Source organism: Corallococcus aberystwythensis (genome assembly GCF_003612165.1).
GTDB classification, from domain to species: domain Bacteria; phylum Myxococcota; class Myxococcia; order Myxococcales; family Myxococcaceae; genus Corallococcus; species Corallococcus aberystwythensis.
Genome location: NZ_RAWK01000021.1, coordinates 36,880 through 51,996, shown reverse-complemented (window position 1 = coordinate 51,996; position 15,117 = coordinate 36,880). Strand labels below are relative to the sequence as shown.

The window sequence follows — 15,117 nt, the reverse complement described above, 5'->3', positions numbered from 1 at the left end:
GCCCCGCTCCACCGTCAGCGCAGCGTCCACGAAGGAAAACGGCGCGGGGTAATACACGAGGTGCCCCGTGGTCGCGTCGAACCCCTCCAGCGTGTCCACCGTGCGGCCGTCCGCCGCACGTCCGCTGACCAGCAGCACCTGGCCCACCGAATTCACCGCCGCCGCGTGCTGGTAGCGCGCGACCTTCAGCGTGAGCTCGCTCACCGCGCCTGTCGTTACGTCCACGAAGCGCGCCGTGGGCTGCAGCGACACCGGCGCGAAGGACTCCGCGCCGCCCGCCAGGAACACGCGGCCATCCGGCAGCAGTGACGCCGTGTGGAAGGCCCTTTCGCCCACGTCCGGCCCTGGACGGAACGTCCCGTTCGCCGGGTCGAACACCTCCGTACTCCTCGACACGTGCCGCGTCCCGTCCGCGCGGGGTTCATAGCCCCCGGTGATCAACACCCGCCCATCCGGCAGCGTCGTGGCCGTATGTGCCGCGCGTGCTTCCGTCGGCAACGAGCACGTCCCGGGGCTCGACGCCAGGTTCACCGGGACGAACTCCCCCAGCCGCCGCAGGAACACCCGCACCTGGGGCGCCTGTCCCTCCGCCACGTCGAACGGCGCGGAGCGGCCCAGCGACACCAGCTGTCCACCCTGATCCGGCACCCCGGCATAGGCCCGCACCTCCAGCACCCGCGTGCTGCCTGACGGCAGGGCCGGCACGTCCGCTTCCACCCACTCCACCGTCGACACCCGTTCGCGGGGCGTGTCGATGCCCGGCCCCGTCACGCGGAAGCGCAGGTGCGTCACCCCGGCCAGGGGCGGCGTGCCGGCGCAGGCGGTGGTGAGCAGGTCCAGGGAGGGACGGACCTCCTTCTCCCCGCAGGCGGGGGTCAGGGCCACCAGGGAGGCAAGGAGCGTGGAGCGGACGAAGCGCGGAGCCATGCGGTGGACGCTATCAGCCCCCTTCCCTGGAGAGGTGGAGTCCAGACGGCCAGAAGCAGGCGGCGCGGCGGGGATTGCGCTGTAATGCGTCCGTCCCAGGACGTATGTCCTGCCCCCTCCTCCATGAAGCTCTCGCTCGCCACCCGCATCTTCCTGGGCTACGCGCTGGTGCTGCTGACGTTCGGGGCGGTGTCCCTCTTCAGCGTGGCGGAGCTGCACCGCAACCGCCTGGAGATCCGGCTCGTCAGCCAGGGCTACCTCCAGCTGTCCCAGGACGCCGCCGCGCTGGAGACCTTCCAGACCAGCCAGGAGAAGGACACCGAGCGCGTGCTGGAGCAGAACAGCGTGGAGACGCGCCGCGCGCTCATCCGCCTGGCGAGCCTCTACTACGCCCCCCAGATGGCCCAGCGCCTGGAGGCCGCCCGCGCCAAGGCCCGCGAGGTGCTCACCTTCGCCCCCGACGGCGAGGTGCCCTTCGTGAAGGAGCTGGACGCGCGCTTCGCCGACCTGTCGCGCAACTCCCAGGCCTACGGCCACGCGGTGGAGGCCGTATTCACCGCGCTCGCATCCGAGTCCCCCGAAAGCAAGGAGGTGGCGCGCGCCACCGCCGAGCTGCGCCAGCTGGAGAGCGCTATCGGCCGGGAGCTGCGCGTGCTGCGCGCGACGCTGACCAACCGCATCCGCGAGCGCGTGGACGGCGCGGAGGAGCGCGAACGGCGCACGGGCCTCACCATCATCGCGCTGTCCATCATGGCCATTGGTGTGGGCGTGGGCGTCACCGCGTGGTCCGCCCGCACGCTGCGCCCGGTGCGCACCCTGATTGAAGGCGTGTCCCGCATCGGCCGGGGTGACTACTCCGCCCAGCTGGGCGTGCGCGGCGAGGACGAGGTCGCGCTGCTGGCGCGCGAGTTCGACCAGATGGCCCGCTCGCTCCAGGCACGTGAGGCGCAGCTCAAGTCACAGGCCGAGGCGCTGATGCGCGCGGAACAGCTGGCCGCCGTGGGCCGCATCTCCGCGCAGATCGTCCACGAGGTGAGAAACCCCCTGTCCTCCATCGGCCTCAACGTGGAGCTGCTCCAGGACGCGGTGGACAGCGCGAGCTTCGACTCGCAGGACACCGCCACGGAGGCGCGCGAGCTGCTCTCCGCCGTCACCCACGAGGTGGACCGCCTCACCGATGTCACCGAGCAGTACCTGCGCATGGCCCGCCCCGCCCGGCCGGACCTGGAGCCGGAGGACATCATCGCGGTGCTGGACGGCGTGCTCGACTTCACCCGCGAGGAGCTGGTGCGCGCGGGCGTGGAGGTGGTGCGCGACTTCGCGCCCGGCACGCCCCGCGTGCTCGCGGACCAGGGCCAGCTGCGGCAGGTGTTCCTCAACCTCTTGCGCAACAGCCGCGAGGCCATGCCCTCAGGGGGAAAGCTCACCGTGGCCACCGCCCCGCGCGACGGCGACGTGGAGGTGACGGTGCGGGACACCGGCAACGGCATGACGGAGGAGGTCCGCCGCCACCTCTTCGAGCCCTTCTTCACCACCAAGGAGGGGGGCACCGGCCTGGGGCTCGCGGTGAGCCAACAGATCCTCCAGGCCCACGGGGGCTCGCTCTCCTGCCAGAGTATTCCCGGCCAGGGAACGACCTTCGTGTTAAGGCTTCCCTGCGCATGAGCTTTACACCGTACCGGGACGTGCTGCCCTCCGGGCTGCGCGTCGTCACCGTCGAAACGCCCCACCTGCACACCGCCCTGCTGGCCGTCTACGTAAGGACCGGCAGCCGGCATGAGACGGTGGAGAACAACGGCGTCAGCCACTTCCTGGAGCATCTCTTCTTCCGGGGAAGCGAAGGCTGGCCGGACACGGTGAAGATGAACGCCGCCGTGGAAGAGGTGGGCGGCAACCTCAACGGCGCCACCACGCGCGACCACGGCTACTACTACACGCCGCTGCACCCGGCGCACCTGCGCGTGGGCCTGGATGTCATCGGCGACATGCTCACCCGCCCCCGCCTCACCGACATGGAGGTGGAGCGGCAGATCATCCTCGAGGAGATGCTCGACGAGGTGGACGAGAAGGGGCGCGACATCGACCTGGACAACCTGTCCAAGCGCCTGCTGTTCCCCGGCCACCCGCTGTCCCTGAAGATCGCCGGCACCCCCGAGTCCGTGAAGGCCCTCACCCACGCCCAGGTGCTGGAGCACTTCGCCCGGCACTACGTGGCCGGCAACCTGGTGGTGACCGCCGCGGGCCGCGTGAAGCACTCGGAGGTGCTGGAATTGGCCGAGCGCGCCTTCGCGCATCTTCCGAAGGGCAGCGCCACCACGGAGAGCGCGCCGGCGCTGCTGGGCCCCGGGCCGCACTTCCACTTCGTCACCCACGACGAGTCGCAGACGGAGTTCAAGCTCTCCTTCCGCACCGTGCCGGAGCAGCACGAGGACTTCCCCGCGCTCCAGATTTTGCGGCGCCTGCTGGACGACGGGCTGTCGTCGCGGCTGCCGTTTGAAATCGTGGAGAAGCGCGGCCTTGCGTACTCGGTCCAGGCCGGGCTGGACACGTACCACGACATCAGCCTCTTCGAGATTGAAGCAGCCAGCGCGCCGGAGAAGGCGTCGCTCGTGGTGGCCGAGTCGCTGCGCGTGCTCGCCGAGCTCTGTGAGAAGGAGGCGAGCGAGGAGGAGCTGAACCGCGCCAAGCGCCGCCACCGCATGCTGCTGGAGTTCTCCCAGGACTCGCCGGGCGAGCTGGCCGGGTGGTTTGGCGGCGTGGAGCTGTTCCGTCCTCCGGAGACGTTCGGCCACCGCGCGGATCAGGTGGACCGGCAGACGGCCGCGCGCGTGCGCGAGGTGGCCCGGCGCTACTTCACCCGGGAGAACCTGCTCGTCGTGGCGGTGGGCCAGCGCAAGGGGCTCAAGGCGCTGGAGAAGGTCGTCGCGGACGCGGAGGGGCTGCCCTCCTCCGTGCCCGCTGTCAGCGCCGCCCGCGGATGATGATGGGCCCCGACGGGGCCTTCTTCTTCTTGGGCGTCGCCTTGTCGAGGGCCTTCTGGATGCGCAGGTACTCGGGGTTCTGCGGCTCGCGCTTCAGGGCCTCTTCGATGAGCTTCTTGCCGCGAGGCAGCTGCGTCTCGAACTGGGCGTAGAGGTTCGCGAGCGCGGCCTTCTCCTCCACGGTCGCCTCGCCCAGCCCCATCAGCCGCTCCAGGACCTCCTGCGCCTCCGGCTTGCGGCCGGCCTTCAGGTGCAGCCGCCACATGCGAGACAGCGCGGGCGCGAAGGCGGGCTCCGTCTTGAGGGCGAAGCGGTAGCTGTCCTCCGCCGCTCGCGCGTCGCCCTGCTCCTCCAGCACGCGTCCGCGCACGTAGAGGGCGCGGGGGAAGCGGGGGCGCAGGTGCAGCGCGCGGTCCACCAGCGGCTGGGCCTCCGACGGGCGGCCCTGGGCGCAGATGATCTCCGCGAGCCACGCGGTGGCCTCCGCGTTCTCCGCGTCCTCCTCCAGCAGCTTCCGGAGCGCGCCCTCCGCTTCGGCCGGGCGCTCGAGCGCCATGAGCACGCGGGCCTTCATCGCCACCACGTCCGTGGTGTCCGCGTCCTCGGCCGGCACGGCCTGGAGGTCCGCTTCCGCCATGTCGTGGACGCCGCTCATCAGGAAGTAGCGCGCACGCAACAGCCGCGCGGGCGTGAAGCTGGGCGTGCCCTGGAGCACGCGGTCCATCAGGTTGGCCGCGAGCAGCTCCTGGCCCTTCATGAGGAGGATCTCCGCCTCCACCGTCTTCGTCGCGGCGTCGTCCGGATTGTCCCGGAGGATGCGCTCCAGCGTGGTGAAGGCCTCGTCCGCCTGTCCCTGCCGCGCCTGGAGGCGGGCCAGTGCCAGGATGTCCTCGTTGGGCAGCTTGCCCTCGTTCCTCAACGCGACGAGCGTGGAGATGGCCTGGGCGGTCTGCCCTTCCCCCAGGTACAGGTCCGCCAGCTGCTTCTGGATGACGGGGTCCGTGCCGGGCAGGAGGCCTTCCGCCTGCTTGAGCGTGAGGATGGACGCGCCCGGGTTGCCCGCGCCCTGGTGGGCCTTGGCCAGCAACAGGAGCGGCTCCACGCTCTCCGGCGCGGCGTTGGCGGCCTTCTGCAGGGCGGAGATGGCGCGGACGTACTGGCCCTTCGTGAGCGCGTCACGGCCCTCGGAGAGGGAGTTCTGGACCTGGACGGCCTGCTTCTGCGCGGCCGCCGTCTCCGGGTCCTTGCAGGCAAGCGGGAGGAGCAGGACAAGCGTCCAGGGACGGGGGAAAAATCGATGGGGCATCGCTGAGCGGCAGGGTACCGGATGTTATCGTTCTCCGTCGATGGACCCTTTCGTGCGCCGCCTCGTGGAGAGGCTTCATGACCCGAGCCGGCCGCTGTCGCGGAACCGGCACTTCCACACGTTCGAAACCCCCGAGGGTCGAATGGCGCTGAAGGTGTTCCGCCGTCTGCGCAGCCTCCAGCAGGACATCCTCGCCTGCCACAAGGAGGGCCGCCGCGCCCGCATCAGCCGCCGGGTCAACCCGGACGGCGACCACCGCATCGAACTGTGGATGGAGCGCGTCGCGGGCCGCCGCGTGTCCATGCTCCAGCCCGCGGAGTACGAGCTGCTCGCCCGGCTGCCGGGCGTGCGCGACGCACTGGAAGTCCTGGACGAGGCGGCCTGAAGCCCCGGCGCGCCTAGAACACCCAGGGCCCCAGCCCCGTGGGGGCCCCATCGCAGGCCGCGCGCAGCCGGGCCTGGGCGTCCTCGTAGGAGAGCCGGGCCGCGTCCGCCTTGAGTGTCACGGAGGCCCAGTCCCGCCACGAACGCAGCACCGCGACGTGGTGGCCGTCCTCCTCCTGCGCTTCGGAGAAGTGGACCAGCAGCCGTTCCTCCAGCGCCTCGCGCGCCTTGGTCCACGGCCCTTCCTTGTCCAGCCGCACGCGCTTGTCCCGCTCCACGGTGGAGAGCAGCGCGCGGGCGTCCGGGGACAGGCCCTGGAGCGACGGGCGGCGGCGCGCGGGCTCCATGGCGACGCGGTAGACGGCGGGCCAGAGCGTGGGGTCCACGAAGGCGACCTTGCCCTCCACGAGCCGCACCGCGAGCACGTCCTTCGACGCGCGCAACATGCGCCCCAGCCGGTACGCGAGGCGTCCCTTCGCGTGGTCGCGCCAGCTGCCGGCGGGCCGTCCACCCATGACCTGTTCGACGAGGGACGTGGGCCCGTGCGTGGGCACCTCGGTGATGACGTGGCGCGTGCGCACCAGCTCCTCCGCGTCCCTCAGCGTCTTGATCATCCGTGTTCCCCTCTCCGGTGCGGCCGTGTGCCGCGCCCATGGAGAAAACATTCCGCGCGAGGGACGGATTCCGGCGCCTGCCCCCTTCAGGGCTTCGGGGCCTGGGCCTGCTGCCACTGGCCCGGGGTCGTCCCGCTCCAGCGGCGGAAGGCCCGGGTGAAGGCGCTGGCGTCGCTGAAGCCCAGGAGGAAGGCGATTTCAAAGTGGGGCAGCTGTCCGTCGCGCAGCAGCTGGAAGGCGCGGTCGCGGCGCACGGCGTCCTCCAGGCCCGCGAACGTGACGCCCTCCTCCCGCAGGCGGCGCTGGAGCGTGCGCTCACTCACCGCGAGCCGCGTCGCGACGTCCGCCGGGACCAGGTCCCCCGTGCGGGGCTGGGCCGCGAGGACCTCCTCCACGCGCTCGCGCCAGGAGCGGACCTCGTGGGCCTCCACCCGCGCCAGCTCCGCCTCCGCGCGGGCGTGGAGCAGGTTTCCCAGCTCGATGTCCGCGTGGCGGATGGGGAGCCTCGCGGCGGCCTCGTCGCCCTGCACCAGGTTGGCGCCCGCGCCGTATTCGATGCCAACACCGAGGAAGTCCTCCACGCCCGCGGAGGCCGCGTGGCGCGGGTGCGTGACGCAGACGCGCGTAGGCCGCCAGTCCTCGCCGCTGAGCGCGCGGCCGCTGGCCACCAGCGCCACGAGCAGCCCCTCCACCGGGTGCTTCAGGCGCGAGGCCCAGGCGTCCTGCGGATCCAGCTCCAGCTCCACGCGCAGCGATCCGGGCAGCTGGCTGACGCGCCACATCGTGCGCGGGTCCAGCAGCGCGTGGATGCGGCAATAGCGCTGGAGGGAGGTGCGCAGGTCGGGGCTGTTGACCAGCACGTAGCCCACGAGCCCCACGTGGGTGGGCTCAATGGCCTGCGCGAGCCGCACGGCCAGGGGCTCCGAGCCGCCCACCTCGACGAGCAGGGTCCACACGCGATGGAGCGCCGCGTAGGGCAGCCGCACGTCCGGCCGCGCGAGCAGGGCTTCGTCCACGCCCACCGCCTCGAGCAGCCGCTCCCGGGCGATGCCCAGCGACATGCCCACCTGGAACAGGGGGCGGAAGAGAGAGGATTGGAGCGTCTGGGGACGCATCGCGGGCCAGCATGGCCTGACGCGCCCTCGTCTCGCAATGCGCGTGGCGCCCGCGGACAATGCGTTGGCGCCCCGGGACCATGCACGCCGGGCGTCCGGGCGCGATACCTCCCTCCAGGAGGAAGCGCCAGATGACCACCGCCGCCACCGCCACCATCACCCGCCAGCCCCCGGGCCCCCGGGGCCACCTGCTCATGGGCATCCTGCCCGACGTGCGCCGCGACATCCTGGGCTGCCTGGGGAGCCTCCATCGCCAGTACGGCGACGTGGTGCGCTACCGGCTGGGCCCCATGCGCTCGCACCTCGTCGCGCATCCGGACGCCGTGAAGCACGTGTTGCAGGACCACGTGAAGAACTACACCAAGGACCACCTCTCGTACCGCATGGGCGCGTGGATCACCGGCAACGGCCTGCTCACGAGCACCGGGGACTTCTGGCTCCGTCAGCGGCGGCTGGCCCAGCCCGCCTTCCACCGGCAGCGCATCGCGGGCATGGCCGCCGGCATGGTGCGGCAGTCGCAAGGGATGCTCCAGCGCTGGGAGCTGGCCGCCACGAACGGGACGCCCGTGGGCATCAACGCGGAGATGATGCGGCTGACGCTGGCCATCGTCGGCGAGGCCCTCTTCGGCGCCTCCGTGGAGGCCCAGGCCCGTGAGGTGGGCGCGGCCTTTACCGTGATCAGCCAGCAGATCGCCGAGCGGTTCCGCACCTTCCGCATGCTGCCGCCCGTGCTGCCCACCCGCTACGACCGGGCCTTCCGCGACGCGCGCGCCACACTGCTGGGAATCGTGCGGAGCATCATCGCCACGCGGCGCGAGCACAACGAGGACCACGGCGACCTGCTCTCCATGTTGATGCTCGCGCGCGACGAGGACACGGGCGAGGGCATGACGGATGAGCAGCTGGGGAGCGAGGTGATGACCATGCTCCTCGCCGGCCACGAGACGACGGCCACGTCGCTGAGCTGGGCGTGGGGCCTGCTGTCGAAGCACCCGGAGGTGGAGGCCCGGCTGCACGCGGAGCTGGACGCGGTGCTGGGAGGACGCACGCCCACGGCGGAGGACGTGCCGAAGCTTGGATACACGAAGCAGGTGGTGGAGGAGACGATGCGGCTGTACCCCGCGGCGGTCATCTTCAGCCGCAGCGTGCAGGAGGACGACGTCATTGGCGGCTTCCGCATCCCGAAGGGGAGCTCGGTGGACGTGAGCCCCTACGTCACGCAGCGCCACCCGGACTTCTGGGAGGAGCCGGAGGCCTTCCGCCCGGAGCGCTTCGCTCCCGAGGCCGCCGCGAAGCGCCACCGCTTCGCGTACTTCCCCTTCAGCGGCGGGCCGCGGCAGTGCATCGGCAACAGCTTCGCGATGATGGAGGCGCAGCTCGTGCTGGCCACCGTGGCCCAGCGCTACCGCCTGCGTGAAGCGCCCGGCTTCACGCTGGAGCCGGATTCGCACCTGACGCTGCGGCCCCGGGGAGAGCTGCCCATGTACCTGGAGCGCCGGAGCTGAGCAGGCCGCGTCAGGGGGGCGTCACGGAGGCGCGCTGCACCTGCGTGACGCCGGGCAGCGTGGGCGCGGGGTTGAGCGCCTGGAGCAGCATGGCGCGCAGGGCCTCCGTGAGGTCTTCGCGTACGAATGAAGAAGACACTCCGCCCAGAAAGGGAGTCCAACGACTTTGGCATGGAGTCGAAGGCGAGCCGCTCACGCACTGGAGGAGGAAATTTCCTCGTGCAGAGACTCAAGAAAGCAGAGCCATGAGCTCCTCAGGGGTAGCAAGGAACTCGTACTCTGAGCTTGTCGGTCGTGGAAAGCGTGCCAGTTGTCAACGACGAGCAGCGACCCGGTCTCAGCATGAATTGTTTGCCCCACACTATCGGCTGTGGACTCGACAACCGAAACGGCATGCTCGATAGGCGGGGGGACCTCGCCGTAAGCCAGAAGTGCTCCTTGCCGGATGGCGCGGCCATAGAAACGTAGTCCGAGCCGCCCAGAAGGAAATCCTCGCTGCTCGATGACGCGGAAGAATGCGGGCGAATCGTCCCGTGTGAAGCTGAAGGGCAGTGGAGTCTCTGAGAGGAAGCGCGCCGTCTCCATTCCCTCGGAGGTACTTCGCAGCTCCGTCAGGACCTGGTCACACGAAGCGACACGCCAAGCGCCCAGGCCCAGCGGATCCGCCCGAGCGATCCAAGCCAGACTCACGACGGGGCGGCGCTTGTGGGTGGAAAAGTCGTTGTGCCAGCCGATTGCTGCGGGCTGATCAAACGGAGCCGAGTCATCCGCGTCCATTGCCGACTGCGTCTTGATGAAGGGGAAGGTAGCGGAACAGCCAGGGGGCACGTAAAGCCGCCCCAGTGCTTGCGCCAACTCAAGTACCACGTGAGCACTCCCCGCATTGGGAAGTAGTGGTAGGTGGCACCAGCCATGGGTAGCTAGCGACCCCCGTATCTTGGCGTAAAGTAACATCAGAGGGGAACTCATCTTGGGGTCCTCCAGGGGAACGCACTCTGCAAGAGGGGTGAACAGATCAAGGCATCAACCCAGTGGACTGAGCCACCCATGCCTTCAACTTCTGGCTTCGGGGAGCCTAGCGGCAAGGTAGGCTTCAAAGAAATTGATAGGCCGGAAGGAGCCACAAATGAGTGGACGTATGTTGCGCCCTGAAGCGCGACCGCTAGAACTAGAAGAGCTGTCCCTTTCACAGCTCAAGGTGGTTGACCGCGTGGTGAAAGGAATGAAGGAAGCCCACGATCAACTTCGCTCCCAGGGCAGGCAAGGACTCACGCCTGAGCTGGACCGAAAAAGGTCTAGCCGCCTCCTATTCGTTAGTGGGGAGCCTGGCATTGGCAAAACATCCATCTATACCACGCTACGCAAACTGCTCCCTGGGGAGAGCGGCCTTCCAGGCAGCACAAGAGTGACACACGAGGCTTTCCACTACGCCAAAACCAAGAGAGGAGAATTCAAAAACAGAATAAAATCAAACGCAGGGAAAATATCAAAAAACATTAGATGGCTAGACCCACTAGACCTCGAGCCGCTATCCGGCTCCACAAACTTCCTGGCTGCCGTGATGGTTCGGATTGAGCGAGCACTTGACGGAGGTAGTGATCCGAACCGCATCGCCTCCCGAAATGGATTGCTCGACCGGTCTTCGACAACCGTTGATGCCCTTGCGGAACTTCGTCGATTCCAGAATGACCTTGCAATGTCATGGGACGGAAATCTCCAGGCCCGAGCTGCGCATGTCGATCCCGATCAATACGCAACAGAGGTGCTTCGCGCGGAAAGAGCCCGACTAGCCGTAAACCAGCGACTACAAGGAATACTATCAAAGCTCAATACTCACGGTGAGAACCAGCAGCAGGATCCGCAACTTTTCCTTTTAGTCGTCGATGATCTTTACATTAGCCCCGCTAGCTCCATTGAACTGTTGAGGCTGCTGCGGATGATTTCCTCACCGCAACTCTTCGTACTGCTGCTGGGGGACTACGACCTGCTTGACTATCTGTATTCTCAGCAGACACTGGGTGACTACATCAAGTTGGCAGGCGAAGCGGCGTTCAAGTCAGCCGACGTCGCCGTAACAGACGAACTGCGAAGCCGGGCGTCCGCAGTTGCAACAGGCTCGCTACGCAAACTTCTGCCGCCCAGTCAAAATGTCGAACTATGGCCACTCCGGATTGAAGAGACATTAAGCTTCAGAGCGCTTGGCGCACGCAGAGACAAAACGCCTGCACGCGTAAAAAAGACATCTCACTCATTGAGATTCCTCCTCCACAGACTCCGCATCCGTCGAGACGGCTTCCCATCTACAGTGAAAGAGCTTGTCACGGCAGGATGGAGAGAGTCAGAGCAGAAACAGAAGCAGTCCTTCTGGGGGCGTCATGTCTACAAAGGGGCCCTGATGCTTGAAATGCCCCCGCGTCACGCCACTGACCTATGGATGACACTAGCTGAAATAAAGAAGCATCCACCCATTGAACTAATCACGAAGCTTTTGGGTGATGAGTTCCAAGCCGCACTTGCCGAACAAAACATCGTCACCGGGAGAAAGAAGAGGCTTTTCGACTCTATCCTAACAAGAGGGACAGCCCAAACAACTCACGAAGAGTATCTGCTAACCACGAGCTCACTGTCAGTAGCTCAGGAGACATCCAAAATCCTTGAAATAGCCGGTCCAGATGCTCGCAATTCAACCCCAGGAACAACAACAATCCACGCGTCAACACACGTTGACTGGCACCTTCAACTGAAAAACAAGAAGCTCGACCTCCCCCCTCGACCGCTAGGATGGCTGATTACTCTTCATGACGTCCTCGTACTTGGACACCCTGAAAGCCTCCGCGGAGGATCACTCCTAAGCAGCCAATTCAAGATTCAATGGATCAAAATCTCCTGGGCCACAAATAAAGACAAAACCGCCACCCCGCAAGAAAATAAAACAATTTACTGGCCGGCTCCGAAATTCAGCACCTTTCTTGAAATCGACCTACTAAGGTCGGCATGGAATAGCCTATTCACCAAGAGCGATGGATGCCCCCTCCATGTGGATGCGCTAGCATTTCGCTGGCTCGACGCCATCTGCTCAATTCTGACCAATGACAAGGCCAGCGACAAGGCCAGCGACAAGGCCAGCGACAAGGCCAGCGACAAGGCCAGCGACAAGGCCAGCGACAAGGCCAGCGACAAGGCCAGCGACAAGGCCAGCGACAAGGCCAGCGACAAGGCCATTGTGCACCTTATTGATCCGTCAAAGCCACCTCCTACCTTACAATGGCGCGACCTCATTGAGCGTATTGGAAAGTTGACTATCGAAGTCGACAGCAGCAGTTCCAGTTCGGCTCACAACTGGGTGGCTGATGTTGGCATCATCATCGCCCTCCGGCTGGGTATCTCAGAGGACATCGCAAAGAACTTCGAGCAAAATCTGCCTTTAAACAAATTCTGGCGCTCGAGCCCTTCAATCCAAGGACTTCGAACCAGTCACCCAGGACGACCCGAATGGCATGAACATATATCGGAACATTTCCCTGAAGAATGGCCCCCTTCTCTGGAGACCCAAAGAGGGCCAGCATGAGCGGATCTCGAAACGCCGCCATTCCATGGCATCACACCATCTCCGAGCTTGTAGCATTCCCTCTTGCATCGGAAGCCGCTCTGCACCAGCGCATTACTTCGCTCGATCCGCGGCTCAAAGAGGAAGAGACTTGGAGGCTTTGGAGAGCTGCAGAGCGTGAGTTGATTGCGGCCTCACCCTCGTTTTCAATCGATGAACTAGTGGGCCTGCGTGACGCACTTTGGTTCAATGACACTAATCGCAAGAGAGAACCCCCGGGAACGGGCGTTCAACTCGTCTATTATTTGCGAAAAATCTCCAAGCTTTTCTTGAGGCACACAGGCGCCCTAGCCAGCCCGGACTTCACGTTGCGAGAGTTGCACGAGAGAGGGCAATCCCGTTCGGCGCATGACCGAAGCATGTGGAGGTGGCTGTCATTCGCACTTCCGTCGGATCTTCTCCAGGCCTCGCTGGAACAGGATGACGTGGGTCCCGAACGCATCCAGGCCTTGTCTCCACTCCTTGAGCAGCAACTCAAGGATGGTGGATTCGCAGAACCCCACCTCCACCTCAGCGCAGCACTCGACTTCCCACTACTGTGGGTCAGCACACTTAATGCACTCGCAGACCGCAGTCCTCACACACTAATAAAGGATTTTACAAGTCCTGGAGCTGCTCTCGACGAAGGCGCAATGTTCTGCGTCTGGCTCATGAGATCTGCCATAGCCAGATATCTTCTCGGCGCGTTTCTCGACCACGGTGGAGAAAACAACCTAGCATCGTTCCTTCAGAATGATGTCGAGGCGCGCATTCTTGAAGCAGGCCGCGGCCTAGTGATGTTGATGGGTCTCAAGGAGGCCATCGCGGGCTTGGTCGAGGCAACTCCTCTTGAGGCAGGAGGTCCGGACATCCATCGAGCAATTTCAAACCTCCAGGCTGTTTACATTGATCTGACCTCCATCCGCACGCACCCTCGCCCCAAAAGCCTTGAGAGCTTGTGGAACACCGATCCGCTCGCAGCGTTCCTACCAGGTCGGACAGGGCAACGGAGTCCGGAAGTCTGGCTCATTGCGCGTGCGCTAGCATATCTTGAAACCGAGGCAGGCAGACACGACAGGCTCTTTTCTCTCATATTCTGGCAGACAACTCGCGTGCGATGCTTATTCTATAGGCACATCGTTCAGCGCCCCATGACTCCAGGCCTGCAGTGGTTCATTCGCTTCTTCGCGCGAATGTCCCCCATGCGAAGCCCGATCAAGAAAGGAGTTCTGATTGAGAGTGCACTCAAAAGTTCCGGCCATGGAGCGGGACTTCGTTCTCTTGAATTACGTATCTCACCAGAAGGAAAGCATATCTTCGAGCTTATAAAAACCGCATCCAGACTACTGCGCGACAAATCACCCAACAACAAAGACACTCAAGGAGGGAAATTAGAATTGGGCTTCGTGATCCATTTTCAGCGAGACCGAGGAGGCGATGGATTGAAGGGGCGGCCAGCAGCGTTCGCGCAGGACTGCGATGCCAATCCAGTCAATGGCAAAACAGGATACCGTCATGCGCAGTTCTATAGAAAACGTCGTGAAGAGACCTTGGAACTCAGAAACCTCCTGACGGAACACGCCTTGACCCTTGAATGGCTACGAGGACTGGATCTCTGTTCGGATGAAGTTGGCGTTCCCGTGTGGGTCATGGCCCCGTTGTTGCGGCATGCGCGCGATGCCGGCGCGGTCGCATCACGCATCCTCCAACGCATGCTGAACCTGAATGTTCCTGGGTGTCGGATTGCGGTACATGCAGGCGAGGATTTCGTCCATTTGCTAACCGGGCTTCGTCGCCTTGATGATGCCATTGACGGGCTGCGACTGCAGCCCGGAGATCGCCTCGGCCATGCGTTGTCGCTCGGCCTTGATGTAGAAACCTGGGCGAGGCACGCCGGAAATATAGTCATGCCCGCCGAAGATCGGCTTCTAGATCTGGCATGGGAGTGGAATTGGCGGAGTAGGAATGGCGGACAACTCACCCGAAACCGCCATCTTCTTATCGAACGAGAGATAGCTGACTTATCCAGGCATATCTTCGGCGAAGAGCACACTCCACTTGATTTCGTTCACCTTGCTGAAGATTTGCTAAACGAGGACTCGCTAAAGCGAGCTGGCTTCCCCAACGGCCCAGTCCCAGAGAAGGATCCCAAGCCGCAGGGCAAGAGACTCAACCTCCTGGTACAGTTTCTAACCAGGGAGGATATTTATTCGCGGGGGCGGCACTTACGTTGGGTGGAGCCTGCCCAGGATGTTGAAGCGCTTGAGGAACTGCAGCAGGCAATGCGCCAAAAAGTGGCGGCAAGAGAGTTGGTCGTCGAGGTCAATCCTTCATCAAACCTGCTAATAGGTCACCTCGCGGACATCGGCAAACATCCACTCTGGCGGCTCCGTCCTCCCAAGGGAGCCGATGGTGTCCCCGCCGTGACTCTGATCATTGGTTCCGACGACCCCATCACGTTCGCCACGGAACTCCGCCAAGAGTACCAGCTCGTCTACGACACACTGATCCTTAGTGGTTGCTCGACGGAACTGGCCGACTCCTGGATTGACAGTGTTCGAAGAGCCAGCCTGACATCACGGTTCACCGTCCCCTGGAGTGGACGTGGGATAGACGAATTAAGTAGCAGTGACTGGAGCAACGAACAGCGGCGCAACCTTGTGGATCCGCCCTGAACCTTCCAAGCGAGCGGATATTTT

At 64.9% G+C, this 15,117-nt stretch carries 11 protein-coding genes; 6 read left to right on the top strand and 5 right to left on the bottom strand.

Annotation, left to right across the window (positions count from 1 at the left end):
* The coding region (locus tag D7W81_RS05545; RefSeq protein WP_244226980.1) for a Kelch repeat-containing protein at window positions 1-927 on the bottom strand (927 nt) is incomplete at its 3' end.
* A 123-nt stretch (window positions 928-1,050) separates the two neighbouring features.
* Between D7W81_RS05545 and D7W81_RS05540 the strand changes: the two genes are divergently transcribed.
* Both D7W81_RS05540 and D7W81_RS05535 read left to right on the top strand, forming a co-directional pair.
* Window positions 1,051-2,592 (top strand): sensor histidine kinase, encoded by a 1,542-nt coding sequence (locus D7W81_RS05540; RefSeq protein ID WP_120554266.1) that lies wholly within the window; start codon window positions 1,051-1,053, stop codon window positions 2,590-2,592.
* Window positions 2,589-3,908, top strand: a complete 1,320-nt coding sequence (locus tag D7W81_RS05535) for a M16 family metallopeptidase (RefSeq protein WP_120554265.1) — start codon at window positions 2,589-2,591, stop codon at window positions 3,906-3,908. The genes D7W81_RS05540 and D7W81_RS05535 overlap by 4 nt, the downstream gene beginning before the upstream one ends.
* Here the strand turns inward: D7W81_RS05535 and D7W81_RS05530 are convergent.
* Window positions 3,889-5,214 carry a tetratricopeptide repeat protein gene (locus D7W81_RS05530; protein WP_120554264.1) on the bottom strand — a complete coding sequence of 442 codons (1,326 nt, stop codon included), beginning with the start codon at window positions 5,212-5,214 and terminating at the stop codon, window positions 3,889-3,891. The genes D7W81_RS05535 and D7W81_RS05530 overlap by 20 nt on opposite strands.
* A gap of 142 nt (window positions 5,215-5,356) precedes the next feature.
* On the opposite strand from D7W81_RS05530, the gene D7W81_RS05525 reads away from it, so the two are divergent.
* Complete coding sequence (locus tag D7W81_RS05525; protein WP_233613763.1) at window positions 5,357-5,599, top strand: hypothetical protein; 243 nt, start codon at window positions 5,357-5,359, stop codon at window positions 5,597-5,599.
* A 13-nt stretch (window positions 5,600-5,612) separates the two neighbouring features.
* Here D7W81_RS05525 and D7W81_RS05520 read toward each other — a convergent pair whose 3' ends face one another.
* Together D7W81_RS05520 and D7W81_RS05515 are read right to left on the bottom strand one after the other, a co-directional pair.
* On the bottom strand, window positions 5,613-6,212 hold the full coding sequence (locus D7W81_RS05520; protein ID WP_120554262.1) for an RNA methyltransferase: 600 nt from the start codon (window positions 6,210-6,212) through the stop codon (window positions 5,613-5,615).
* Between the two features lie 86 nt (window positions 6,213-6,298).
* Window positions 6,299-7,327 (bottom strand): AraC family transcriptional regulator, encoded by a 1,029-nt coding sequence (locus D7W81_RS05515; protein ID WP_120554261.1) that lies wholly within the window; start codon window positions 7,325-7,327, stop codon window positions 6,299-6,301.
* 131 nt (window positions 7,328-7,458) lie between these two features.
* Here D7W81_RS05515 and D7W81_RS05510 point away from each other — a divergent pair, with 131 nt between their 5' ends.
* Window positions 7,459-8,832: a cytochrome P450 gene (locus D7W81_RS05510; protein ID WP_244226979.1), complete on the top strand. Its 1,374-nt coding sequence runs from the start codon at window positions 7,459-7,461 to the stop codon at window positions 8,830-8,832.
* Window positions 8,833-8,842: 10 nt separating this feature from the next.
* Here the strand turns inward: D7W81_RS05510 and D7W81_RS44020 are convergent, their stop codons facing one another.
* A complete protein-coding gene (locus D7W81_RS44020) occupies window positions 8,843-8,971 on the bottom strand; it encodes a hypothetical protein (RefSeq protein ID WP_279637802.1) in 129 nt (42 codons plus the stop codon).
* 987 nt (window positions 8,972-9,958) lie between these two features.
* On the opposite strand from D7W81_RS44020, the gene D7W81_RS41820 reads away from it, so the two are divergent.
* Together D7W81_RS41820 and D7W81_RS05500 are read left to right on the top strand one after the other, a co-directional pair.
* Complete coding sequence (locus tag D7W81_RS41820) at window positions 9,959-12,400, top strand: hypothetical protein (RefSeq protein WP_147445347.1); 2,442 nt, start codon at window positions 9,959-9,961, stop codon at window positions 12,398-12,400.
* Window positions 12,397-15,093 (top strand): amidohydrolase family protein, encoded by a 2,697-nt coding sequence (locus tag D7W81_RS05500; RefSeq protein ID WP_158621448.1) that lies wholly within the window; start codon window positions 12,397-12,399, stop codon window positions 15,091-15,093. Before D7W81_RS41820 ends, D7W81_RS05500 begins: the two co-directional genes overlap by 4 nt.
* The last annotated feature ends 24 nt before the right edge of the window (window positions 15,094-15,117 follow it).

Excerpts from the sequence above, each read along its gene's own strand:
- D7W81_RS05500 (WP_158621448.1), top strand. The coding sequence starts at position 12,397 with ATGAGCGGATCTCGAAACGCCGCCATTCCATGGCATCACACCATCTCC.
- D7W81_RS05525 (WP_233613763.1), top strand. The coding sequence starts at position 5,357 with ATGGCGCTGAAGGTGTTCCGCCGTCTGCGCAGCCTCCAGCAGGACATC.
- D7W81_RS05535 (WP_120554265.1), top strand. The coding sequence starts at position 2,589 with ATGAGCTTTACACCGTACCGGGACGTGCTGCCCTCCGGGCTGCGCGTC.
- D7W81_RS05540 (WP_120554266.1), top strand. The coding sequence starts at position 1,051 with ATGAAGCTCTCGCTCGCCACCCGCATCTTCCTGGGCTACGCGCTGGTG.
- D7W81_RS41820 (WP_147445347.1), top strand. The coding sequence starts at position 9,959 with ATGAGTGGACGTATGTTGCGCCCTGAAGCGCGACCGCTAGAACTAGAA.
- D7W81_RS05515 (WP_120554261.1), bottom strand. The coding sequence starts at position 7,327 with ATGCGTCCCCAGACGCTCCAATCCTCTCTCTTCCGCCCCCTGTTCCAG.
- D7W81_RS05520 (WP_120554262.1), bottom strand. The coding sequence starts at position 6,212 with ATGATCAAGACGCTGAGGGACGCGGAGGAGCTGGTGCGCACGCGCCAC.
- D7W81_RS05510 (WP_244226979.1), top strand. The coding sequence starts at position 7,459 with ATGACCACCGCCGCCACCGCCACCATCACCCGCCAGCCCCCGGGCCCC.
- D7W81_RS05530 (WP_120554264.1), bottom strand. The coding sequence starts at position 5,214 with ATGCCCCATCGATTTTTCCCCCGTCCCTGGACGCTTGTCCTGCTCCTC.